This is a genomic window from Limnohabitans sp. 2KL-1 (assembly GCF_003063435.1).
Classification (GTDB): Bacteria; Pseudomonadota; Gammaproteobacteria; order Burkholderiales; family Burkholderiaceae_C; genus Limnohabitans_A.
Genome location: NZ_NESL01000003.1, coordinates 58,450 through 83,267 on the forward strand (window position 1 = coordinate 58,450; position 24,818 = coordinate 83,267).

Consider the following 24,818-nt stretch of genomic DNA (forward strand, 5'->3'; position numbering starts at 1 on the left):
TCGAATAAAACAATTTTCTAGAAAAAAATTGTTAGTTATTGTCACGATTGAACGATCTATTTATCTCAATATTCGCCAATTTGAATACTTGGCATTAATATTTAAGCCTTGTGAGCCTTGAGTGCCTCACACCTCCAGAGAACACCGCCATGACCAATCCGACAACCCCCGCAGCCCAATTGAGTTTTTTTGGTTACTTCGAACAAAACCTGAGGATTGGCATCAGTGGCATCGCTTCGGGTTTTGCCGACGGGACCGAGGTGAACCTGCTGGTCTTGGACACCATGGGCAACAGCGTCTCGGTGAGCGCGACCATTCAGGGTGGCTCGTTTGAGGTGACCAACATCGACTCAGCGGGCTTCACGCCTGGCACTCTGACCATCACGGCCACGGCAGGGGATGTGACCGCTCAAGAACCGCTGACCTTGGCGGCATTCGTGCCTGGGGACCCCATCGTCATCGACCAGCAGCCGGTGTTGAACGCGCTCAACCAGCTGACCATTCAGGGCAAAGCACCGAGTTTGCAACCCAACGATGTGTTGACCCTGGAGGTTCGAGACACCGTGGGTGCCAAAGTCACCACCACAGCGGTGGTGCAGGCCGATGGCTCGTTCAGCGTGCAGGGCCTGGGCACCCAGGGTCTCAAAGACGGTCTGCTGGTCATCGATGTCATGGCACTCACCGACAAAGGGGCGATCAGTGTGGTGAACGCGGCCAACGTGGTGCTGACCAACTTCACCCCTGAAGGGGCAGACAAGGCCTTGCAAGCCAGCGAAGACACACCTTTTGTGTTGACGGCGGCGGACTTTGGCTACGACGCCACCGGTGGTTACAGCATGACGGGCATCAAAATTGCCGGATTGCCCGCGCAAGGCACGCTCAAGCTCAATGGCGCGGCGCTGCAGCTGGACCAGTTTGTGTCACTGGCCCAACTCAACACCGGGGATCTGGTGTTTCAGGCGGCAGCCAACGCCAGTGGCAACAATTACGCCAACTTCAAGTTCAAGGTGATGGACAGCCGTGTGGGCAACAACGAAGACCTGGTGCCCAACACCCTGACCTTCAACGTCGTCCCCGTCGACGACGCGCCTGTGGTCTCCAACCTGATCCCTGACCAGATCGCTGCGGTCAACGCGCCCTTCAGCTACACCGTACCGGCCAACACCTTCACCGACCTGGACAGCACGCTGACCTACAGCGCCACGTTGGGCAGCGGCGCTGCTTTGCCTGCATGGTTGACCTTCAATGCCGCCACACGCACCTTCAGCGGCACGCCCCCCAACGCCAACGACTTCAACCTCAAAGTCGTCGCCAGCGATGGCACCACCAGCGTGTCTGACGTGTTTGCCGTGGCCATTGCCCCGGTGGTCACCAGCTTGGCCGTGGTCAGTGCCACTGGCGTGACCAACACCCGCTTGAATGCGGGCGATGTGGCCACCATCGAGGTGAATTTCATCGAGGCGGTCACCGTCACGGGCACGCCACAGCTCACGCTCAACATCGGGGGCACCCCGGTGCAGGCCAATTACGTGAGCGGATCGGGCGGCACCAAACTGACCTTCACCTACACCGTGCAGGCCGGAGAAAACGACCCCAACGGCATCAGCATCGATGCCAATGCCTTGACCCTGAACGGCGGCACCATCAAGGACGCGCAAGGCAACAACGCCATCTTGAGCACGCCACCGGTCACCGACAACACCGACTTCAAGGTGGACACGGAAAACCTGCGCACGGTGTCGGCCGATGGCATGGACAAAAACTTCTCGCTGGCCGATGACACCAGCGACACCTGGGCGGTTTATTCGGATGGCACCACCAAAGGCCACAACCTGTATGTGACGCTTGCTGGCACCGAAAGCCTGCAACTGGCCCAGATGCGCGTGGACGGCGGTGCCTGGACCAGCATGACGTTCAGTGGCAACAAGGCGGTCTACCACTTCAACACGGCGCTCACAGCAGGGGCGCATGCCTTTGATTTCCGCACCCTCGACCTGGCGGGCAACTACTCCGCCACGACCACCCAAAATGTGACGGTCAGCAACTGGAGCGCACTGCCCAACGTCAGCACCGTCACCACGGCTGCAGTGACTGTGCCCGACGCCTCCACGGGCCAGGCCCTGTTGGGTGACGGCACCTTGCAGACCTTCACGGTGAGCAAAGAGGCCATTGGCAGCTACCTCAACAACGGCGCGGCCAACCTCTTTTTGCAAGGTGGCAGCACGGGCGATGCCGGTGCCAGCACGGTGACAGACCACTTGAAGATGACGGGCGACGGCGCGGTGTTGAACCTGACCGATTTGCTAGGCGGTGGCTACACGGTGGACAAGGTCCAGGGTTTTGAATTCTTGGACATGCGCGCTGCGGGCAAGCAAGCCATCGTGGCCGACGCCATCAGCCTGGGCTCGGTGTCCACCTCGGGCTGGTTGTCCAACGCTAACTTGCTGGCGGGTTACTACGCCATGGTGGTGCGCGGTGGTACCGAAGACACCCTGATCATCAACAAGGGCGGCGACCACGATTTCACCGGTTTTGTGGCGGCAGGCACCTCCACCAATGCGGGCAATTTCATTGCCGATGGCATCACCTACGACATTTACAAAAACGACACCACCAAGCAGTACCTGTTGGTGCAGCAGGGCGTTCAGGTCAGCATCTGGTGGCCCACAGCGGTGGGCGCACCGATCAACATCGTCCCCTTGAGCGTCACCGCTTATCAGGACGTGACCAAGGCCATCACCGACCTCAGCGTCGAAGACATCAATGGCAACCTCAGTTCGGTCCAATTGAGCGTGCTCAACGGCACCTTGTCGCTCAGCCTGAGCGGCACCACCGTGAGCGCAGGCGCGCTCAACACCAGCAGCGTGACCCTGACCGGCACGCAGGCGCAGCTCAATGCGGCGCTGGCCACGCTGGCTTACAAGGGCAACACCTCATATTCCGGAACCGACACGCTGACCATCGTGTCCACCGACAGCACGGGCACGCCGCTGAGCGATACCGACACGGTCAACATCACGGTCAGCAACAACAACGCGGCCCCTGTGGCCAACCCGGTGGAGGTCGTGACCCCGTTTGAGAGCAATCAGCCCCCCGAAGTCACCGTCACCGACAACCAATCGGCGGCCACCGTGCCCAACGGGGCGATCACGACATTCACCTTGAGTTTCAACGAGGCGATCAGCGATGCCTCGCTCACCGCGGCTGATTTGTCGGTGATCAACGGATCGCTGGTGGCCAATTCGCTCACCAAAATCAACAGCAGCACCTGGACCGTGCAAGCGCAAGCACCCGCCACAGGTTCGGGCAGCATGGTGCTGACGCTGGCCAACGTGGGCTACACCGACTTGGCGGGTGCCGCGGGTGCAGGGGGCGCGGGTGTTCAGGCTTATGGCGATGTGGTGCCTGTCGCTGTCGGCGGCACGGCCGTTGCAGGACCTGTTATTGATGGTGCCTATGCCATGAACACAGCCCCAACGGGTTGGACGATTGTGGCCGCCAGCCCGGACATGAACGATTACAACAACAGCACTTGGGGTGGCCCGTCGGCTATCGCCAACCTGAACGGTACGTCGCTCAACGGCAACAACTACGCCCTGTTGATGTCCATGACCGGTACAGCAGGCGAAGCCATTGGCACCACGCTGACGGGCTTGGTGGTGGGCAATACCTACAAATACGCGGTTCAGTGGCAGCAAGTGACACAGATTTTTGGCGCTGACACGTATTCGGGCGGACGCCTGAGTTTCAAGGTGGGCGCCACATCACAGGTTTTCACCAGCAGCGCATTGAGTGACACCTGGCAAACGGCCTACATCACCTTCACGGCGACAGCGACGAGCATGGCTGTGCAGTTGGGCATTGATGGTCTGAACGGCGTGTCGGGTACGGCTGTTGGGAATCCGGCCGGCGCCATTGTGGTGGACTCTTTGTCCTTGGCCCAGACGCAGGCCATTGCGGATGCCGGCACGGGCACGACAGGCGCAGACACCTTGATGGGCAGCGACGCCAACGACACCCTCACGGCCAATGGTGGGGCCGACAAGGTCTACGCAGGTTTGGGCAACGACACCCTCATCATCAATGAGACCAATGTGGACGCCCTGAGTGCGGGCACCATGCTGTTGGACGGTGGCTTGGGGGTGAACCACCTGCAATTGACCAACACCAGCAGCGCAGCCGCCGCCAACATCGACATGACCAGCGCGGCCATGTTGCGGCGCGTTCGCAACATCAGCAGCGTTGACTTGACCGGCACCGCCAACAACACGCTGAAGCTGAACTACCAGGCTGCGGCCACTTTGGGCACCGCGGACAACAGCCTGACCACCGGCGCGGACGAGTCCAAACTGCTGATCGTCAGCGGCAACGCCAGCGATTCGCTGCAATTGGTCAACCTGAGCAGCTGGACCCAGGGCACCGCTCAAACAGCGGCCGCATTGACCACCGTTTACGGCAGCGAATACCGGTTCCTGACGGGTCACAGCTACAAGGCGTTCACCTTGGGTGGGGCCACTTTGTTCGTGGACACGACCTTGACGGTCAGCAATTTGGCCGCCTCCACAGCGGCCACCAGCAGCACGGCGACGGTGGACGCATTGTTTGGCCCCAGCTTCACCGATGTGAACAGCAGCACCAGCGTCAATGGCCAGTTCAAGGGCGTGGCCGTGACGTTTGCGGGCTCCAGCACCGATGTCGCCACCCTGGGCAAATACCAGATTTCAAGCGACGGTGGCGTAACGTGGACCGATTTGGCTGCAGGCCTGACCGATGCAACCGCTGTTTATGTCGACAAAACGGCCATGATCCGCTTTGTGGATACCAGTGGCACTGAAATTCGCGACCCCCAGACCTTGGTGGTGCGCCTGGTGGACAACTCGGGCCTGACCGGTTCCGGTGCTTTGCTGACCGGCAACACGGTCAACGTCAGCGTCAATGGCGGCGCAACGGCTTACAGCGGCAACACGGTCTCCTTGGTGCAAGCCTCATTGCCACCCGAAGACCCCGTTTTCAGCAGCGCATCCACCGCGTCCACGGCAGAGAACATGCCCACGTCGACGGTGGTCTATGACGCGACCGCCAACTCTGATTTGGGCATGACCTACAGCTTTGTGTCGGGTGCCGATGCCAGCTTGTTCGTCATCAACAGCAGCACTGGCGAAGTCCGCTTCAACGCCTCGCCCAACTTCGAGAACAAGCTCGATGTGGGTCTGAACAACGTTTATGACTTCACCGTTCGCGCCACCAACAGCGCGGGCGTTTTTGCCGACAAAGCGGTGGCGTTGACGGTCACCAACGTCAACGAGTACCCGCTCAACAGCGTGCCCACCACCTTGTCAGCCACCGAGGATGTGGCCAAACCCGTGACGGGCTTGAGTGTCAACGACGTGGATGGCAATCTGTCCACCGTCAAGCTGACGGTGCTCAATGGCACATTGGGCGTGAGCCTGACGGGTGGCGCCACTCTCAGCGCAGGTGCCAGCAACAGCAGCACCTTGACCCTGAGCGGCACGCAGGCACAAATCAACACAGCCTTGGGCACCGTGACCTACAAAGGCGCTGCCAACTTCAATGGCTCGGACACCCTGACCCTGCTGTCCACCGACTTGCTGGGCTTGACGGACAGCAACACGGTGGACATCACGGTCAACCCCGTCAACGACGCCCCATTGAACACCGTGCCTGCAGGCAAGACCGTCGCAGAAGAGGGCAGCCTGTCCATCGCTGGCATCAGCGTCAATGACGTGGATGGCAACCTGTCCACCGTCCAGCTCAGCGTGACCAGCGGCGCTGTCGGTGTCACCCTGAGCGGCGGCGTCACCATCAGCGCAGGGGTCAACAACAGCAGCACCCTCACGCTCAGCGGCACCCAGGCGGCCATCAACACCGTGCTGGGCACCGTGAGCTACCAGGCGGCGCTTGATTTCAACGGCACCGCCACCTTGACCGTGTTGTCAACCGACAGCGATACGGTGACCGACACCGACACGGTGGCCATCAGCGTCACAGCCGTCAACGACGCCCCCGCCAACACCGTGCCGGGTGCACAAACCACCGCAGAGGACACGAACAAAGTCATCACCGGGCTGAGCGTGGCGGACCCCGACGCCACGGGCAGCTTGACAGTGACTTTGGCGGTGACCAACGGCACGCTCTCACTGTTGACCGGCACGGGCGTGACGCTGACCAGCAACAACAGCACCAGCGTCACGCTGACGGGCACCGTCAGCGCCATCAACGCCTTGTTGGTCACGCCCAATGCCGTGACCTACAAGCCCACGGCCAATTACAACGGCAGTGCCACGCTGACCATGACCAGCAGTGACGGCACGCTGAGCGACAGTGATCCCGTGGCCATCACGGTGACCGCGGTCAACGACGCCCCCGTCTTGACCGATACCAACCTGAACATGGCGACGGTTGACCCCGCGACCGGCAATCCATCGGGTGCTGTGGGCAACCTGGTCAGCAGCTTGATGGGCGGTGTGAGTGACATCGATACCGGTGCCTTGAAAGGCATGGCCATCACAGGCGTGGACACCGCGCAGGGCACGCTCTGGTACAGCACCAACGGCGGCACCACCTGGACGCAAGTGACCCAGACCTTGAGCAACACCAACGCCTTGCTGGTCGGCTCGGACGCAGACAACCGCTTGTATTTCAAACCTGCCACAGGTGCTGCCAACGGGCAGCTCAGCGCAGCGCTGACCTTCCGCGCTTGGGATCAAACTGTCGGCACCGAAGGCAGTTATGTCAGCACGACGCCCAACGGCACCACAACCGCCTTCTCAACCGGCGTGGAGACGGTCGGTCAGACGGTTTTCCACGACGAAGTCCCCACCCTGGTGGGCAGCAACCCGAGTGACAACGGCTACGTGACGGCCGTGGGCAACGACTTGGTGCTGAACTTCAGCGAAGACGTGGTCAAAGGCACGGGCCTGATCGAGTTGTACAAAGCCGACGGCACACTGGTGCAAAGCTTTGACGCTGCCACCAGCACCGCACTGACCTGGAGCGGTAGCAACTTGACGATCAACCCCACGGCTGACTTGTTGGCTAACACCGGTTACTACATCAAGGTCGCCGCCACCGCCGTCAAAGACTTGACGGGCAACGCCTACGCGGGCATTGCCGATGCCACCTCGCCTTGGTCACAAGAGCTTTGCAGTAATGGGCCTGCTCGCCCTGCTTGGCAACGCCTTCTATGCGGTTCTTGTTCATCGGCTCACGATTTACGCTCCACGCTTCCTTCCCACGCTCGGTCACCCTCACGCAGTTGCGCTTCGCTTTGCTCACTGTGACCAGCTCGCAGCGGGACTTGCACCCGCAGGTGTGCGCCCATGCTGGGCGCACCCAATGAACTGAGCCCGCTGATGCGGGCTCTTTTTTTGTGGGTTCTTTTTTGTGCCGCTCAGTCGCGCACAAACAGGGTCACCAGCGGATCGGGGCCAACCTGGCGGCTCCAGTGGCCGTGCACCGTGGCATCGAACGTCGCCCCCTCGGGCAGCGTGTCGGCTGAATAGAAGAATTCACCCGGGCCAAAAATGCGCGAGCTGCCGTCTTGCAAAAAGATTTCCATCTGCCCCCCCAGCACAAACAACCATTGCGGGTTGCCGGTGCAGTGAAAGCTGCTGCGAAAACCCACTGGGCTCTGACGCAACTGGCAGGCGCTGGCCGCCATCAAAGCCGACAACTGGCTTTGCGGTGTGCCTTCGGTCAGGGGCACCCATTCATCGCGAAAGCGTGCGCGGCCATCGGTGTCTGTGAAGAGAATGACTTTTTTCAGCTGGGTCATGGCCATGTGTCTCATGAAAAACTAGAAGGTCCGATTGTCACCCAGCGGCCTTCGGGCACTCAAACCAACGCGACAAGTCTGGCATAGTCACGCGCAGATTCCACGCGATTCGACCTTCCACACCCATCAGAGACAACATGAACACAGCCCCTTTGAAAATTGTTTTCCACGGCCAAAACGCCGCCAACTTCCGCCAGGGCTTTGAACAGCTCGTCGCCCCCGAACACCAGATCCTCGACCTGAGCGATGCGCTCGACCAACCGGGCGAGCGTGCGCATTACGAAACCGCCGACGTGGTGATCGGCATCAAGCTGAACGACAGCATGCCTGTCCCGAGCAAAGCCCGGCTGTTCCACGCCCCTGCCGCAGGCACCGATGCGGTCAACACCACCTTGCTGCCAGCGCAGTGCACGCTGGCCAATTGCTTTGGCCACGAAAACGCCATCGCCGAATACGTGATCGCCGCGCTGCTCATGCGCCATGTGCCGCTGGCACGCGCCGACCAAGACTTGCGCCAACAACGCTGGACTTACTGGGCTGGTCGCCCCACTGCCTTGCGCACCGAGCTGGGCTCGCAAACGATTGGCCTGCTGGGATTTGGGCACATTGCCCAAACCGTGGCGCTGCGCGCCAAAGCCATGGGCATGCGGGTGCATGTGGCCAACCGCAGCCCGGTCAGCCACCCCATGGTGGACCAAAGCTGGACGTTGGACGCCCTGCAGGACTTCATGGCGTCGGCCGACGCGGTGGTGGTCAGCCTGCCTTTGACCAACAACACGCTGGGCCTGGTGGATGCAAAGGCCATCTCCGCCATGCGGCCCGATGCGGTGCTGATGAATGTGGGCCGGGGCGCGGTGATCGAAGAAAAAGCGCTCTACGATGCGCTCGCCTCACGCCAGATTGGCGGCGCGGTCATCGACACCTGGTACCAGTACCCCACGCCCGCACAAGCCGAATGCGCGCCTTCGCAATACGACTTTTCGGCGCTCGACAATGTGCTCATGACCCCCCACATGTCGGGCTGGACCTCAGGCACCGTGCGACGCCGTCAAGAAACATTGGCCGACAACATCGCCCGCCTGAGCCGAGGCGAAGCGCTGATCAACGTGCTGCACGGGCCAGGCCGCTGAACTTGCAGCCGCCTTGGCGGTGATAGCCCCAGCGCAAGCCAAGGCGCAGACCTCTCACCACCTCGAACCCGTCGTCAGCTGCTTTGCCGCTGAAGAATCTCAAAGCCGAGATCGAGTTGTGGCGTGGCGGGCTCTTCGCCACGCATGAGGCTCAGCAGCATTTGCGCTGCCGCCTCCCCAATGCGGGCACGGGGTGTGCGCACCGTGGTCAGGGTGGGCAGCATCTGGTCGCTGCCCGTCAGGTCGTTGAAGCCGGCAATTGCCACCCGGGAAGGTACGGAGACCCCCAAACGCAAAGCCGCCATCAATGCCCCTTGCGCGAGGTCATCGTTGCAAAAAAAGATGGCATCGACAGCGGGGCGCTGCTGCATGATTTGTTCGAACAGCACACCGCCCAATGCCAGTGAGGAAGGGGCGGGGTTCAGGAATTCCAGCGTGGGTTCGTACAAACCCGCTTCCTGCAAGGCGCTGCGCCAGCCATACAAGCGCTGCATCACACGCGGGTCCAGCTGCGCAGCAGCAAAAGCAATGCGCTTGCGCCCTTGGGACAGCAGGTGACGGGTCAGGGACGCGCCCGCCTCGGTCTGGCGAAAGCCCACGCAATACGGCGCATCCGCCTGATCGGTCGCAGGCAAATCCATCAGGTGCACGCACGGCACCTGACTGCTGTCCATGAGTTTGCGCGTGACGGCGTTATGGTCCAGTCCCGTGACCAGCAAGCCTGCGGGACGGTGCAGCAGTTGCTCGCGCAGCAATTGCTCTTCTTCGCTGGCGTCGTAATGCGTCACGCCCATGAGGGTTTGGTAGCCCGCAGCCCGCAGCGTTTTCTGGGCAGCGTCGAGCAAATCCACAAACAAGGCATTGGACAGCAGCGGGATCAGGATGGCCACATGGTTGCTGCGTTGCGAGGCCAGCGCACGGGCTGCCGGGTCCGGGACATAGCCCAGCTTGCTGGAGGCGACCTGCACCCGCTCGATCAAGGCCGGGTCCACCGCCCTTTCGCCACGCAAAGCCCGCGAAGCGGTGCTGGAGCTCACCCCCGCCGCACGGGCCACATCGCTCAGGGTGATGCGGCCTGTGGCGCGGTGACTTTTGCTGTTTTTGACGAGGGGCAAATGGGCTTGGGGCAAGGGTTAATCCGGAGAAGAATTCAAGGCGAGCGTCGATAGGATAGCGCTATCCCAAAGTTTTGAACAAAAATTTTGAAGATTCGTGGAAAACCCTGATTCACGACTCAAAGTGTCAATTTTTTGTTCTCACTTTTTTTTGAATATTTTGGACAGCGCTGTCCAAGACCTGTTTTCCGACTGGAGTGATTGAAGTGTCCAAACCCGATGTGCTGGCCGTGGCCAAACTCCACCCTTTCTATCTGAAAGCCCTGGAATCGGTGTACACCGTGCACGACCGCACCCACATCACCGACCCGGCCGCATTTGCCGCCTTGGCCCCCCGCATCGTGGGCGTGGCGGGCACCGGCGAAGCCAGCGTGCCGCGCAGCCTGTTGGCCCAGGTGACCAACGCCAAAGTGGTGTCTGTCTTTGGCGTGGGCTATGACGGTGTGGACGTGGCTGCGGCCATCGAGCACGGCATTCCCGTCACCCACACCCCCGATGTGCTGACCGACGATGTGGCCGATCTGGCCATGGGCTTGGTGCTGTCGGTGGGCCGCACCATTCCCCAAGCGGACAAATTTGTGCGTGCAGGCCAATGGCCCTCAGGCCCCATGGCATTGGGCCGCAAGGTCTCGGGTGCTCGTTTGGGCATTGTGGGCTTGGGCCGCATTGGCAAGGCCATTGCCCGGCGCGCCAGTGGTTTCGGCATGTCGATTGCTTACACCGCCCGCACCGAAAAAGCCGACTCGGGATTCAAGTACTTCTCCTCGGCTGCAGCGTTGGCCGCGAATGTGGATTTTCTGGTGGTCATCACCCCCGGCGGCGCGGGCACCAAGCACCTGATCAATGCCGAAGTGCTCAAGGCCCTGGGCCCGCGCGGCTTTTTGATCAACGTGGCGCGTGGCAGCGTGGTCGATGAAGTAGCGCTGATCGAAGCCCTGCAAAACGGCACCATCGCAGGCGCAGGCCTGGACGTGTTCGCCAACGAGCCGAATGTGCCCGAAGCGCTGTGGACCCTGAGCAACGTGGTGCTGACGCCGCACATGGCCAGCGCCACCACCGAGACACGCCAAGCCATGGCCGATCTGGCTTTTGCCAACATGCAAGCGGGCACATCGGGTCATCCCCTGCGCACGCCCGTGCCCGAGTGCTCGGCCTTGCTGAAGTGATCCCCTGCCCAGTACCACAAAGCGATATGAGCACCACGCCTTTGCGCCTGATCGTCATGGGTGTGTCCGGTTGCGGCAAGTCGACCATGGCCGCAGCTCTGGGTGAACGCCTGCGTCTTGACATGGTGGATGGCGATGACCTGCACCTGCCAGAGAGCGTGGCCAAGATGCGTTCGGGCATCGCCTTGCAAGACGCCGACCGCTGGCCCTGGCTGGACCGCATTGGCGAATACCTGTCGCAGCCGCATGCGCAAGGCCGTGTGGTGGCATGCTCGGCACTCAAGCGCGCTTACCGCGACCGCATCCGCGAACAAGCGGGCGATGTGTGTTTTGTCTTCCTTGACGGTGACTTTGAGCTGATTCAAAAACGCATGCAACAACGCGTGGGCCACTACATGCAGCCAGGCTTGCTGGACAGCCAGTTTCGCACCCTCGAAAAACCCCAGGCCGATGAGACCGATGTCATCCGTCTGCCCATCACCGAACCCGTACAGGACATGGTCATGCAAGCGCTGAGCGCTTTGCAAACACACCGCCACCCTGCCCTCTGATTTTTTAGAAAGCTCCCCCATGTTCATCCGCTGTGCATTCTTCCAAGGCAACGTCAAACCCGGCATGGAAGACGCGTTCAACCGCTACATCCGCGAAAAACTCGTCCCTTTGTGGACACGCTTTCCCGGCGCGCAAGAGGTGCGCGTGCTGCGCCAAGTCGAGAGTGATGTGGCCGACCCGCACTTTGGCATGGTGCTGTCGGTGCGCTACCCCAGCCGCGAATCCATCGAAATCGCTTTGGCTTCGGCCGTGCGCATGGAAAGCCGCGAAGTCTCCAAAGACCTGATCGCCATGTTCGATGGCCAAGTGTTTCACACCGTCTTCAGCGCGGACGAATACGCGCTGCCCACCGATTGATTTTTTGACCACAAAACTTTTTCAACCAGGAGACAAAACCATGAAACTTTCCCGCATCCTTCTCGCCTGCCTCGTGGCTGCCGTCGGCTCCAGCGCCTATGCTGCCAAGTTCAACCTGAAAATGGGCCACGCGGTCAACGCCACCGACGGCCAACATGCCGCGGCCCTGAAGCTGGCCGAGTTGGTCAAGCAACGCACCAATGGCGATGTGGAAATCACCGTCTTCCCGGCCAACCAACTGGGCAACGATGCGGCCATGATCAACGGCGTGCGCGGTGGCACGATCGACATCGTCTCCAGCGGCGCCTCCAACTTCAACGGCATCGTGCCCAACACCGCAGCGATGGAATTGCCCTTCGTGTTCCGCAATGCTCAACACGCCTACACGGTGTTGGACGGCGCGGTGGGCACTGGCGTGCTGAACGAGCTGACCCCCCACGGCATGAAAGGCCTGGCCTACTGGGAAAACGGCTGGCGCGCCTTCACCAACAACAAGCGTCCAGTCAACAAGCCCGAAGACCTCAAAGGCCTGAAGATCCGCTCGACACCCAACCCGTACCACATCCAGGCTTTCAAGCTGCTGGGCATGAACCCATCGCCCATGCCGATCGCAGAGCTGTACACCGCCTTGGAAACTGGCACCTTTGATGCGCAAGAGCACCCCATCAACGTGACCTGGTCGTCCAAGTTTTACGAAGTGCAAAAGCACCTGACGGTGAGCAACCACGTTTATTCGCCCTTGGTGGTGGCCATGAACAAGGCCAAGTTCGACACGCTGCCAGCCAACTACCAAAAAATCGTGGTGGACTCGGCCCGTGAAGCGGCCAAATACCAACGCGATCTGAACGCACAAAACGCGGGCAAGGTGATTGCCGAGCTGAAGAAGTCCGGCATGCAAGTGATCGAGAACGTGGACATGGCCCCGTTCCAGAAGATCGTCTCGGCTGAAATTGCCAAGACTTTTGGCGAAAAGAGCGGCACCGCTTTGCTCAAGGCCATTGAAGACACCAAGTGATGGTTTGAGTGGTATCACGCCCCCTCTTCGGAGGGGGCTTTGTTGAGAGAAGTATGAAAAAAATCAACGACCTGTTCTTTCGGCTGGCGGAATTCACGCTGGTCATCATGTTGTCGGCCATGGTCATCATGGTGTTTGGCAATGTGGTTTTGCGTTACGGCTTCAACGACGGCATCATCAGCTCGGAAGAGTTGTCACGATTTTTATTCATCTGGATCACCTTCCTGGGGGCCATCGTCACGATGCGTGAAAACGGCCATCTGGGCCTGGACTCCATCGTGCGCAAGCTCAGCCTGAACGGCAAAAAAATAGCCTTCGCCGTGTCCAACGTGCTGATGCTCGGCTGCTGTGCGCTCATGTTCTACGGCACCCTCAAACAACATGGCATCAACGCCAGCACGCGCTCGGCCGTGACCGAAATCCCCATGAGCTGGGTCTACGGCGTCGGCTACATCACCAGCGTGGCCATGGGCTTGATGATTATTGGCAAGCTGGTTCAGCTGGCCAAAGGCAACTTCAATGAGGCCGATCTGATCCAGGTTCAGGACTCCGAAGAAGTCGTCACAGCGCACACCGGCGAGGCCACCAAATGACCGTTCTTGTTTTCATCGTTTCCTTGCTGGGTGCCATGGCACTGGGCATGCCTCTGGCTTTTTCCCTGATCGTTTCAGGTGTGGCACTGATGCTCCACCTGGACAACTTCGACACCCAAATCGTGTCGCAAAACCTGATCAACGGTGCCGACAACTTCCCGCTGATGGCGGTGCCCTTTTTCATGCTGGCGGGTGAACTGATGAACGCGGGCGGCATGAGCCGTCGCATCGTCAACTCGGCCATGGTCTGGGTGGGCCACTTCAGAGGTGGTCTGGGCTATGTGGCGGTGTTCGCCGCCATCGTCATGGCCAGCTTGTCGGGCTCGGCCGTGGCCGACACGGCCGCCTTGGCTGCCGTGCTGATGCCCATGATGCGCGATGCTGGTTACCGCATGGACCGCTCGGCCGGGCTGATTGCAGCGGGCGGCATCATCGCACCCGTTATTCCGCCGTCGATCGGGTTCATCCTGTTCGGCGTGATCGGCGGCGTGTCGATTTCTAAACTCTTCATGGCAGGCATCTTTCCGGGCATCCTGATGGGCTTGGCCCTGATCGTGACCTGGTGGGTCGTTGCACGCAAAGACAAAGTGGTGGTGGCTGAAAAGGTGCCGTTCAAAAAACGCATCACCGTGACCATCAACGCGTTCTGGTCTTATCTGCTGGCCATCACCATCATCGGCGGCATGAAGATGGGCATCTTCACGCCCACTGAAGCGGCTGTGGTGGCCGTGGTGTATTCGCTGGTGGTGGGCCTGTTCATTTACCGCGAAATCAAATTCAAAGACTTGTACCGCATCATCCTGGCTGCGGCCAAAACGTCTTCGGTCGTGATGTTCCTGGTGGCTGCGGCCCTCGTGTCGGCCTGGCTGATCACCGTGGCCAATATTCCCGCACAAATTGTCGAAATCCTGCGCCCCTTCATCGACAACCAGACCTTGCTGATGGTCATGTTGATGCTGCTGGTCATGATTGTGGGCACGGCACTTGACTTCGCCCCCACCGTGCTGATCCTCACCCCGGTGCTGATGCCTTTGGTGCGCGAAGCGGGTATTGATCCGGTTTACTTTGGCGTGTTGTTCATCATCAACAACGCCATCGGTTTGCTCACACCGCCCGTGGGCACGGTGCTCAACGTGGTCTGCGGTGTGGGCCGCATCCCGATGCACGACGTCATCCGTGGCGTCATGCCTTTCCTGTTTTCGCAGGTGGTCGTCATGGGGGCCTTGATCGCCTTCCCTAGCCTGGTGATGACCCCCCTCAAATGGCTGATCGCACGATGACCGTTCTGAACTCTTTCAATTTATCGGGCCACCGCGCCCTGATCACAGGCTCATCCGCCGGGATTGGTCTGGCTCTGGCAGAGGCATTGGCACAAGCCGGGGCCCACGTCATCCTGAATGGCCGCACGGCCAACAAGGTCGATGCCGCAGCGCAGGCGCTGAAGGCACAAGGCTTGTCTGTCAGCACATCGGTGTTTGATGTGACCGATGCCGACAGTGTGCGTGCCGCCGTGGATCAAATGGAAGCCGAAGGCCCGATCGACATTCTGGTCAACAACGCGGGTATGCAAATTCGCGGCCCATTGCACGAGTATGCCGACAGCGATTGGCACACCATCATGAAGACCAACCTGGACAGCGTGTACTACGTGGGTCAGGCAGTGGCCAAAAAAATGATCCCACGGGGTCGCGGCAAGATCATCAACATCTGCTCGGTGCAAAGCGAACTGGGTCGCCCCGGCATTGCGCCTTACACCGCCACCAAAGGGGCGGTGAAGATGCTGACCAAGGGCATGGCGATTGACTGGGGCCAGTTCGGTATCAACGTCAACGGCATCGGCCCGGGCTATTTCAAGACCGAACTCAACCAGAAACTGGTCGATGACCCGACCTTCAGCAGCTGGCTGGTCGGCCGCACGCCCAGCCGCCGTTGGGGCGATGTGCAAGACCTGGGCGGTGCTGCGGTCTTTTTGGCATCCGACGCTTCACGCTTTGTGAACGGCCATATCCTTTATGTCGATGGTGGCGTGACGGCCACGCTCTAAAATTCAATTCACTCTTTTCAAAGAAACTGCCATGAAATCCGTTGTCTGTCACTCGGCCAAAGACCTGCGCATTGAAAGCACAGAGCTACCCCCTCTGGGCGAAAACCAGTTGCGTGTGAATGTGGCCTTTGGCGGCATTTGCGGCTCCGACCTGCATTACTACCAGCATGGCGGCTTTGGCACGGTGCGCATCAAACAGCCCATCGCACTGGGGCACGAAATTTCGGGGGTGGTGGACGGCTTGGGCAACCAGGTCAGCGGCATTGCCAAAGGCCAACGCATCGCCATCTCCCCATCGCGCCCTTGCGGCCATTGCCGCTTTTGCCAGGCTGGGCAACACAACCACTGCCTGAACATGCGCTTTTACGGCAGCGCCATGCCCTTCCCCCACATCCAGGGCGCGTTCTCAGAGCAACTCATCATCGAGGGCTACCAAGCCCACCCAATTGCCGACCACCTGAGCCTGTCCGAGGCCGCCTTGGCCGAACCCTTGTCGGTCGGCCTGCACGCCATTCAGCGCGCGGGCAGCGTGCTGGGCAAGCAAGTGCTGGTGACGGGCTGCGGCCCCATCGGATCACTCTTGATCGGAGCCTTGCGCCGTGCTGGTGCGGCCCGCATCGTGGCGGCCGACATCGCCGACTTGCCCCTGAAGTGCGCCAAGGAGATGGGCGCGGACGAGATCATCAACCTCAAGACCCAGGCCGAAGCACTGGACAAGTACAAAGTGGACAAAGGCCAATTCGATGCCGTGTTTGAAGCATCGGGTAGCGAAGCGGCTTTGCGCGTGGGTCTGGACACCATCGCACCACGCGGTGTACTGATCACGGTGGGCATGGGTGGCGACATCAGCCTGCCCATGACACAACTGGTGGCCAAGGAAGTCGACATGCGCGGCACCTTCCGCTTCCATGCCGAATTTGCCACCGCCGTGCGCTTTTTGAACGAAGGACTGGTCAACGGCAAACCGGTCATCACCGGCATCTTGCCGGTGGATCGCGCCATTGAAGCCTTTGATCTGGCCGCAGACAAGAGCCAGTCGCTCAAAGTACAGATTTCTTTTCAAAACGCCTGAAAATCTAGCTTTTCAAGCCCTCACAGAAAGTCAAAAACCATGTCCCAAATCGCCCTCGTCACGGGTGCCAGTTCCGGCATTGGCAAAGCCTGCGCCTTGGCCTTGCTCAAAGAAGGTTGGCAAGTCGTTCTGGTGGGTCGTCGCGCCGACGCCTTGGCCGCTGCCGTGGCCGAAGCCGGCGCCAACGCCGCCAATGCCCACGCCATCCCGACCGATCTGTCCAAAGAACCCGAAGTCAAAGCCCTGTTCGAGCAGATCCGCTCGCGCTTTGGCCGCATCGATCTGGTGTTCAACAATGCGGGCATCTCCTTGCCCTACACCTTACCCGGTGACCTGTCGGGCGACGAATGGCGTCGTGCGGTGGACATCAATCTGAATGGCGCTTTCTACACCCTGTCATACGCCTTCAAACTGATGCAAGAGCAAAGCCCGCAAGGCGGCCGCATCATCAACAACGGCTCGATTTCGGCCCATGTCCCACGCCCAGGCTCGATTGCCTACACAGCCACCAAGCACGCCATCTCGGGCCTGACCCGCGCCGCCTCGCTCGATGGCCGCCCCTACAGCATTGCGGTCGGCCAGATCGACATCGGCAACGTGGCCTCGGACATGACGCTCAAGATGGCGCAAGGCGTGCACCAGGCCGACCTCAGCATCAAGGCCGAACCGCGCATGGACATGAGCGCCGTGGTCGAGACCTTCCTGACCATGGCCCGATTGCCCCTGTCTGCCAACATCCTGTTCACCACGGTGATGGCCACCAACATGCCGTTCGTCGGTCGCGGCTGATCAGACTTTCGGCTCTTCCCAAAAAGAACAGGCGCCCCAGGCGCCTGTTCTTTTTTCATCCGCGCCCCACTTCAAGGGGTGTGCAAGCTGCCGTCGATCAGGCGCGTCTGGGTCCAGGTGGTCACGCCGCTGTCGCAGGGGTAGCGGGCCGCCTGTGCCTCGTCGATGTCCACACCCAAGCCAGGCAAATCGTTGGCATAGACATAACCTTTGCGAAATTCAGGCAAGCCAGGGAACACATCCAGCAAGGCCTCACGCGGCCCTTTGAGTTCCTGGATGACAAAGTTCGGCGGCTCGGTGCCCGACCATTCCTGCACCCCGAAGTTGCGCGAAGCCAGATCGATGTGGATGTTGGCCGCATGGGCCAGTGGCGACATGTCACCCGGACCGTGCCAGGCCGTGCGCACGCCGTACTGCTCGGCAAAGAGCTGCAGCTTGCGTGCGGGGGTGATGCCGCCCACCTGGCTCAGGTGCACGCGGATGAAATCGATCAGCCGCTCGGCGATCAGGTTTCGCCATTCAAAGGGGTGGTTGAACAACTCACCCTGCGCCAATGGGATGTTGGTCTTGTCGCGCAACTGACGAATCCATTCGCCCTCTTCCAGCGGGATGGCGTCTTCCAGAAAGAACAAATCAAACGGCTCCAGGGCTTGCGCCAGGCGGATCGCGTCGATGGGCTTGAGTCGTTCGTGCACGTCGTGGCACAACGCCACATCAAAACCCACGCGGCTGCGGATGCCATCAAACATCTTGACGGTTTCGCGCATGTATTTGCGCGCATCGAGGTACACCCCGTCCAGCGCATGGCTGGGAGCGTGGGCTGGTGCCGCGCCATAAGCGCCACCGCCATAACCGCCGCTTTGGCAGCGGATGTGGGTGATGCCCTGCTCGCGGTACTTCTGGATGTTGTCGCACAGCTCGCTCAAATCCTTGCCGTCGGCGTGGCGGTAGATCGGCACGGCTTCACGCACCTTGCCGCCCATCAGTTGGTACAGCGGCATGTTGGCCAGCTTGCCCTTGATGTCCCACAAGGCCATGTCGATGCCCGAAATCGCGTTGTTCTCGATCGGGCCATTGCGCCAGTAGGCGTTCTGGTGCATCAGCTGCCAGATCTCTTCGATGGCATGCACATCGCGCCCCACGACCAGAGGCCGCAGGTACTCTTCAATCAGGCACTTGACCGCCAGATGGCGGTAGGCAAACGTGCCGCAGCCCAGACCATAAAGGCCGGGCTGGTTGGTTTCGACCTTGACCACCAGCAGGTTGATGCCTTCGGGGGCGGTCAGGATGACTTTGACGTCGGTGATCAGGGTGCTCATGGAATCTGCCTGCTGAAGTGCGTGGTGATGGGCTCAGAGCACCGACAGCCAGCCGCCATCGACATAGATGATCTGGCCGTTGACGTAGTTGGATGCGCCCGAAGCGAGGTAGATGGCAGTGCCCACGAGTTCATCGGGGCGGCCCCAGCGCTGTGCGGGGTTGCTGCTTTTGACCCAGGCGTCAAACGAGGGGTTGTTGACCAGCGCCTCGTTCATGTCGGTCAGGATGTAGCCCGGGCCAATCGAGTTGGCCTGGATGTTGTGCTGCGCCCACTCGGCTGCCATGGCTTTGGACAGCATCTTGATGCCGCCCTTGGCCACCGTGTAGGGTGCCACCGTGGCGCGCGCGGCTTCGCTGGTGAGCGAACCGATGTTGATGATCTTGCCGCCGGTGCCCCTCTCGATCATGCGGCGTGCTGCGGCACGCCCCACCAAAAATGCTGCCGTGAGGTTGGTGTTGATGACACGGTTCCAATCGTCCAGCGAGACATCCAGCATGGGCTGGCGGTGCTGGATGCCCGCGTTGTTGACCAGGATGTCAATCGCAAGGCCCGCACGGTCAAAGCCAGCAAATGCGGCTTCGACCGAAGCCTGATCGGCCACGTCAAAGGCTGCTCCCTGCGCTTTCAGCCCGAGCACTTGCAGCTGAGCCACCGCCGCGTCCACGGCGGTTTGTTGACGGCTGTTGAGAATGACGGTCGCACCCGATTCGGCCAGACCCTGTGCCAAGGCCAGGCCAATGCCGCGTGTCGAGCCCGTGATCAGGGCCGTGCGACCACGGAGGTCAAAAAGAGATGTTGCGTGGGGTTGCGTCATGGATGGTCCGGCCTATAAGGAAAAAGAAAAAATCAATGTCGCTCACCGGCTCACACGCACCACCGCATCGGCCCGCCTGTGCAGGTCTGGCAGCAACTCCAGGCCAAGGCCCGGCTTGTCATTCAGGCTGATCATGCCGTTTTCCACCTGCGGCAATTCGGTCACCAGCTCCTTGTACCAGCCACTGTAAAAAGCGCGCACGCTTTCCTGAATCAGCGCATTGGGCGCGTGCAGCGACAAGTGCGTGGACGCGGCCCACACCACCGGCCCGGTGCAGTCGTGCGGGGCCACCGGCAGCTGCCAAGCGTCGGCCATGGCAGCGATCTTGCGCGCTTCGGTCAAACCGCCACACCAGCTCAGGTCGAGCATGGCGACACCGGCCACACCGGTTTGCAAATAATCTTTAAAACCCCATTTGTAGCTGAGCGTTTCGCTCGCGCAAATCAAAGCCTTGCAGTCCACCGCGTATTGCTTGAGGAGGTCCAGGCTGTCCATGCGGATCGCGTCTTCGTGCCAGAAAGTGTCGAACTCCTGCAAGGCGCGGGCAATCTTTTGCGCCATGGGCAAGCGCCACAGGCTGTGGAACTCGACCATGATGTCCATCTTGTCGCCCACCGCCTTGCGGATCTTGCGGAAAGGCTCGAGCGCGGTGTTCAGGTCTTGCGGGCTGATGTACTGGCCGTGCGATTTTTCAGCGGCCATGTCAAACGGCCAGATTTTCATGCCGGTGATGCCTTCGCTCAGCAGCGATTCGGCCACCTCATCAGCGCGATGCAAAAATCCCTGCAAGTCTTCGTAAGGCCCGGCACCCTGCCCCAAGCCCCAGTTGCTGCTGGTCTGGTTGACGTTGCTGCGGATGTACTGGTAGCCCGCGCAGGTGTTGTAGACGCGAATTTCGTCACGGCTCTTGCCGCCCAGGGCCGTGTAGACCGGCATCCCAGCAGCTTTGCCAAAGATGTCCCACAGCGCAATGTCGACCGCCGAGTTGCCACGCGTTTCCACACCGGAGCCGCGCCAGCCCAGATAGCCCGTGATGTCACGCAGGCGCGACTCGATGGCCAGCGGGTCTTGCCCCACCAGTTTGGGCGCCACCCATTCGTGCAAGTAAGCCTCAACCGCCTGCGCACCCATGAAGGTTTCGCCCAGGCCCACCAGACCTTCGTCGGTGTGCAATCGCACCCAGATGATGTTGGGGAACTCGTCCAGGCGGATGGTTTCAAGTTGCGTGATTTTCATGACGACTCAAATTTCAGACGTTAAAAAAGCCCCACAGTTTGTGACTGTGGGGCTGGCAGCAAGGCCTTAGCCGCCGCGTGCTTTTTTCAGCTCGTCTTGCACGACCTTGATGGCTTCGGCACCGATCGAGTCCTTGTGCTTGTCATACACCGCGTTGACTTTGGCGCGAATGCGCGTTTGCTCTGCAGCGCTCACTTCGTTGATCTGCATGCCTTTGGCTTTCAGGGCGGCGAGCGACTTGTCACTCATCGCACGGTTAGCGGCACGCTGAACTTTCTGACCTTCCATGGCCGCTTCACGCAAGAGCGCTTGCTCTTGCGGATTGAGTTGATCCCAGAGCTTTTTGCTGTACAACACCACAAACGGGGTGTAAGCATGGCGCGTGACGCTCAGGTACTTTTGCACCTCATTGAACTTGGATGTTTCGATGGTCACAAAGGGATTTTCCTGGCCGTCGATGGTTTTGGTTTCCAGTGCCGTGAACACTTCAGGGAAAGCCATGGGCACCGCGTTGGAGCCCAAGGTCTTGAAGGTGTCCAGGAAGATGTTGTTTTGCATGACGCGCACTTTGACGCCATCAAAATCTTCCAGCTTGGCCACGGGGCGCTTGCTGTTGGTCAGGTTGCGAAAACCGTTCTCCCAGTAAGACAAATTGACCAGGCCCACCGCTTCGAGTTTGGCGTTGAAATACTTGCCAGCAGCGCCATCCAGAACGGCGTCGGCTTCTTTCTCATTGGCAAACAGGAAAGGCAAGTCAAAAACACCCAGTTCCTTGACGATGCCCACGATGGGCGACGTCGAGGCGCAAACCATCTCCTGAGTGCCCGCACGCAAGGCTTGAATGGCTTGCATGTCGCCGCCAGCAGAGCCACCCCAGAAAGACGAAATTTTCATCTTGCCACCGGTTTTGGTCGCCAGAATTTCCTGCATCTTGCGAACCCCCACGCCCACGGGGTGGTCTTCGTTGATGCCGTTGGTGAATTTGATGTTGCGATCGGCAAACTGTGCCATGGCACCGGTTGCGACCATCAAAGTGCCGGCGATCAGTGTCACCAGATTTCTGCGTTTGAACATGGTTGTCTCCTTCATTGATAAAGCACAGGGTTGAAAATCAGCTCAGCATCCACTTGAGTGGGACCAAGACGATGGGGGGGAAAGCGATCAGCACAGCCAGCACAGCCAGCTGTGCCAGCAAGAAAGGCATCACGCCTTTGAATGCCGTGTCCATGTTGATGCGGGCCACGCCGCAGACCACATTGAGCACGGTGCCCACGGGCGGCGTGATGAGGCCAATGGCGTTGTTCATGATGAACAGCACGCCAAAATACACCGGGTCAATGCCCGCTTGCTTGACCAGCGGCATCAGCACAGGCGTGAGGATCAGCACCGTGGGGGTAAAGTCCAGCGCCGTGCCCACCACGACCACCAACAACATCAGGATCACCATCAACAACATCTTGTTGTCCATGAAGGGTTCCATGAGCTTGGCCACTTCTGCCGGAATGTTGGCCACGGTGATCAACCAGGCACTGACCATGGCCGCTGCCACCAGGAACATGATCACGGCCGTGGTCTTGCCTGCCGTCAAGATCAAACCGTAAAGCTTGGTCCACTGCAATTCGCGGTAAACAAATGCGCCGACAGCAAAGCTGTAAACCGCAGCCACCACAGCCGCCTCGGTGGGCGTAAACACACCGAACTTCATGCCACCAATGATGAACACGGGCAGGCCCAGCGCCAAAGTGCCTTCTCGGGTGGCGGTCCAGCGTTCACGCATGTTCATGCGGGGGCCGGGCTTCACACCGTCGCGTTTGGCCACCCACCACCAGGCCAGCCCAATCGCGATGCCCATCATGACGCCGGGCACGATGCCGGCCAAAAACAACTTGGTGATCGAGACGTTGGCCGCCACACCAAAAATGATGAACCCGATGGAAGGCGGAATCACCGGCGCGATGATGCCCCCCGCCGCGATCAGACCGGCTGAGCGGCCGACGTCGTAACCGGCCGCACGCATCATCGGGATCAACAAGGCCGCCAAAGCGGCGGTGTCGGCCACCGCCGAACCCGACAAGGAGGCCATGATGATGGCGGCCATGACCGCGACATAACCCAAACCACCGCGAAAATGACCGACCCAGGCCATGGCCAGATTCACGATGCGACGGCTCAAGCCACCGGCATTCATGAATTCACCAGCCAACAGAAAAAATGGCACCGCCAACAAGGGAAAGTTGTCTGCCCCATCGACAAAGCGCTGCGCCAGAATCTGACTGTCAAAAGCCGGAAGCACGCCCGTTCCGGCCAGATAAGCCATCAAGGACAACCCGCACACCAGCAAGGAATAGGCAATGGGCATGCCCAAGGCCATGGCACCCAACAGGCTGAATACAAAAATAGCGATGGTCATGCGTGGCTCCTGCTGTCCGGGGTTTGGGCGTTGAGGTCCACAACGTCCTCGGACTCGACCACCATGATCAGATCCTCTTCTTTGAGCTGGCCCGTCAACAGTTTGTAGAGCTGGTTCACATTCATCACCGACATCACAAAACCGACGACATAGCCAATGCCGTAAACCCAGATCATGGAAATGCCCACGACCGTCGAGACATTGGTGACCTGCAGTTCATGCATTTTCCAGGTGCCCAACAGGAACAACAGATTGCAGCCCAACATCATCACTTCGCTCAGGAAATAGCACAGTTTCTTGCCATTCAAAGACAGGCGCAACACCAGAGTGTCAACCCCCAAATGCCCCTTTTCGCGCATGGCCACCATGGCACCGATGTAGGTCAACCAGATGAAGCAGTAACGCGACATCTCGTCTGAAATATCGATGCCGGAGTTAAACCCGTAGCGCAACACCACATTGCCAAACACCATGATGACCATCGCCACCAGGCAAGCCACCACCAAAAATTCGAGCAGTTTGAAAAAATAATCAATGAGTTTTTGCAAGTGACACTCCCTTTGTACGGACAGATGATTTGGACGTGGCTCTGGGCTTGGGCTGTGTCTTGATCGGCGTTGCACGCCCGGACACCACGGGCAGTTTTTTGCGCGACGCCAAGACCTGGTCAATGTCCTCGCTGGCCCCTTCGATCAAGACCATGATGGCGCGCTCGGCCTTGGTCGGCTCATGGGCAATGACCGCGTTGAGCACGGCCCGGTGCAGGGGCAAGGAATTTTTGGTGCCATCCTTGATGCGCGTGGAAATTTCAAAACTGGTGCGCAACAAGGCATTGAGCGCCTTGCTCATCTGGATCAGCATGCGATTGTGCGATGCCTGCAGCAGGCCCTGATGAAAGCGCATGTCATAGGTGACGTAATCGCCCCCTTCTTCCACCGCTTTTTTCATCCCGGCGTAGGCTTCTTCAATCTGGGCAATGTCATCGGCTGTGGCCCGCTCGGCCGCCAGGCGTACTGCAGCGGGCTCCACCACACGGCGCAGCTCCTGCAAGTCTTTCAAAAACTCGGGGGTCAGGCCGCATTGCGCCTGCCAGGCCACCACATCGGGGTCAAACCAGTTCCAATGGGCATCGGGCAAGACACGCGTGCCCACTTTGGGGCCGGTGAACAACAAGCCCTTGGCCACCAAAGACTTGATGGCCTCGCGCACCACCGTGCGGCTCACACCCAACTCGTCGCACAACAGCGGCTCGGGGGGCAAGCTGGCGCCCACCGCATAACGGCCAGACAAGATGGCAACGCCCAATAAATCGAGTGTGTGTCCGTGAAAATTTTTGGTCATTGGCGTGCGTTGGCTATGTGCTTATCATATGATGATTGAAGTCCTGAGCAGGACTCAGGTAAACCCTA

Annotated in this window: 20 protein-coding genes; 11 read left to right on the top strand and 9 right to left on the bottom strand. The window is 59.9% G+C overall.

Translation table 11 applies throughout. The features are described from left to right. Positions 1 to 149 precede the first annotated feature (149 nt). Positions 150 to 7,301, top strand: a complete 7,152-nt coding sequence (locus B9Z47_RS08390) for an S-layer family protein (protein ID WP_108330814.1) — start codon at positions 150 to 152, stop codon at positions 7,299 to 7,301. A 110-nt stretch (positions 7,302 to 7,411) separates the two neighbouring features. On the opposite strand, the gene B9Z47_RS08395 is transcribed toward B9Z47_RS08390, so the two are convergent. After that, positions 7,412 to 7,795 (bottom strand): hypothetical protein, encoded by a 384-nt coding sequence (locus B9Z47_RS08395; protein ID WP_108331171.1) that lies wholly within the window; start codon positions 7,793 to 7,795, stop codon positions 7,412 to 7,414. A gap of 137 nt (positions 7,796 to 7,932) precedes the next feature. Between B9Z47_RS08395 and B9Z47_RS08400 the strand changes: the two genes are divergently transcribed. Beyond that, the gene (locus B9Z47_RS08400) at positions 7,933 to 8,925 is read left to right on the top strand and encodes a 2-hydroxyacid dehydrogenase (RefSeq protein WP_108330815.1); all 993 of its coding nucleotides are present in this window, start codon (positions 7,933 to 7,935) and stop codon (positions 8,923 to 8,925) included. Between the two features lie 74 nt (positions 8,926 to 8,999). Here B9Z47_RS08400 and B9Z47_RS08405 read toward each other — a convergent pair whose 3' ends face one another. Next, complete coding sequence (locus B9Z47_RS08405) at positions 9,000 to 10,055, bottom strand: LacI family DNA-binding transcriptional regulator (RefSeq protein ID WP_304598454.1); 1,056 nt, start codon at positions 10,053 to 10,055, stop codon at positions 9,000 to 9,002. Positions 10,056 to 10,246: 191 nt separating this feature from the next. On the opposite strand from B9Z47_RS08405, the gene B9Z47_RS08410 reads away from it, so the two are divergent. The 9 genes from B9Z47_RS08410 to B9Z47_RS08450 are packed head-to-tail and all read left to right on the top strand — an operon-like array spanning position 10,247 to position 17,628. Then, on the top strand, positions 10,247 to 11,206 hold the full coding sequence (locus tag B9Z47_RS08410) for a 2-hydroxyacid dehydrogenase (RefSeq protein WP_199226329.1): 960 nt from the start codon (positions 10,247 to 10,249) through the stop codon (positions 11,204 to 11,206). Between the two features lie 26 nt (positions 11,207 to 11,232). Further along, on the top strand, positions 11,233 to 11,757 hold the full coding sequence (locus B9Z47_RS08415; RefSeq protein WP_108330817.1) for a gluconokinase: 525 nt from the start codon (positions 11,233 to 11,235) through the stop codon (positions 11,755 to 11,757). Between the two features lie 19 nt (positions 11,758 to 11,776). Beyond that, positions 11,777 to 12,115 carry a hypothetical protein gene (locus B9Z47_RS08420; protein WP_108330818.1) on the top strand — a complete coding sequence of 113 codons (339 nt, stop codon included), beginning with the start codon at positions 11,777 to 11,779 and terminating at the stop codon, positions 12,113 to 12,115. Positions 12,116 to 12,155: 40 nt separating this feature from the next. Further along, entirely contained in the window at positions 12,156 to 13,130 is a 975-nt protein-coding gene (locus tag B9Z47_RS08425) for a TRAP transporter substrate-binding protein (protein ID WP_108330819.1), read from the top strand. Positions 13,131 to 13,183: 53 nt separating this feature from the next. Then, a complete protein-coding gene (locus tag B9Z47_RS08430; RefSeq protein ID WP_108330820.1) occupies positions 13,184 to 13,723 on the top strand; it encodes a TRAP transporter small permease in 540 nt (179 codons plus the stop codon). Then, positions 13,720 to 15,003: a TRAP transporter large permease subunit gene (locus B9Z47_RS08435; protein ID WP_108330821.1), complete on the top strand. Its 1,284-nt coding sequence runs from the start codon at positions 13,720 to 13,722 to the stop codon at positions 15,001 to 15,003. The genes B9Z47_RS08430 and B9Z47_RS08435 overlap by 4 nt, the downstream gene beginning before the upstream one ends. Then, positions 15,000 to 15,767 carry an SDR family oxidoreductase gene (locus tag B9Z47_RS08440; RefSeq protein ID WP_233253725.1) on the top strand — a complete coding sequence of 256 codons (768 nt, stop codon included), beginning with the start codon at positions 15,000 to 15,002 and terminating at the stop codon, positions 15,765 to 15,767. The genes B9Z47_RS08435 and B9Z47_RS08440 overlap by 4 nt, the downstream gene beginning before the upstream one ends. 31 nt (positions 15,768 to 15,798) lie before the next feature. Then, positions 15,799 to 16,839 (top strand): L-idonate 5-dehydrogenase, encoded by a 1,041-nt coding sequence (locus B9Z47_RS08445; protein ID WP_108330823.1) that lies wholly within the window; start codon positions 15,799 to 15,801, stop codon positions 16,837 to 16,839. Between the two features lie 39 nt (positions 16,840 to 16,878). Next, positions 16,879 to 17,628, top strand: coding sequence for an SDR family oxidoreductase (locus B9Z47_RS08450; RefSeq protein ID WP_108330824.1), 750 nt, complete (start codon positions 16,879 to 16,881; stop codon positions 17,626 to 17,628). A 71-nt stretch (positions 17,629 to 17,699) separates the two neighbouring features. Here the strand turns inward: B9Z47_RS08450 and B9Z47_RS08455 are convergent, their stop codons facing one another. The 7 genes from B9Z47_RS08455 to B9Z47_RS08485 form a co-directional block, all read right to left on the bottom strand. After that, positions 17,700 to 18,947, bottom strand: a complete 1,248-nt coding sequence (locus B9Z47_RS08455; RefSeq protein WP_108330825.1) for an enolase C-terminal domain-like protein — start codon at positions 18,945 to 18,947, stop codon at positions 17,700 to 17,702. Positions 18,948 to 18,980: 33 nt separating this feature from the next. Further along, positions 18,981 to 19,763, bottom strand: a complete 783-nt coding sequence (locus B9Z47_RS08460) for an SDR family oxidoreductase (RefSeq protein WP_108330826.1) — start codon at positions 19,761 to 19,763, stop codon at positions 18,981 to 18,983. Between the two features lie 42 nt (positions 19,764 to 19,805). Then, the gene (locus B9Z47_RS08465) at positions 19,806 to 20,999 is read right to left on the bottom strand and encodes a mandelate racemase/muconate lactonizing enzyme family protein (protein WP_108330827.1); all 1,194 of its coding nucleotides are present in this window, start codon (positions 20,997 to 20,999) and stop codon (positions 19,806 to 19,808) included. A 66-nt stretch (positions 21,000 to 21,065) separates the two neighbouring features. Beyond that, positions 21,066 to 22,073, bottom strand: coding sequence for a TRAP transporter substrate-binding protein (locus B9Z47_RS08470; RefSeq protein ID WP_108330828.1), 1,008 nt, complete (start codon positions 22,071 to 22,073; stop codon positions 21,066 to 21,068). A gap of 37 nt (positions 22,074 to 22,110) precedes the next feature. Next, positions 22,111 to 23,409: a TRAP transporter large permease subunit gene (locus B9Z47_RS08475; RefSeq protein WP_108330829.1), complete on the bottom strand. Its 1,299-nt coding sequence runs from the start codon at positions 23,407 to 23,409 to the stop codon at positions 22,111 to 22,113. Further along, complete coding sequence (locus tag B9Z47_RS08480; protein ID WP_199226332.1) at positions 23,406 to 23,957, bottom strand: TRAP transporter small permease; 552 nt, start codon at positions 23,955 to 23,957, stop codon at positions 23,406 to 23,408. Before B9Z47_RS08480 ends, B9Z47_RS08475 begins: the two co-directional genes overlap by 4 nt. Next, positions 23,941 to 24,750, bottom strand: a complete 810-nt coding sequence (locus tag B9Z47_RS08485) for a FadR/GntR family transcriptional regulator (RefSeq protein ID WP_108330830.1) — start codon at positions 24,748 to 24,750, stop codon at positions 23,941 to 23,943. Before B9Z47_RS08485 ends, B9Z47_RS08480 begins: the two co-directional genes overlap by 17 nt. Positions 24,751 to 24,818: the final 68 nt, after the last annotated feature.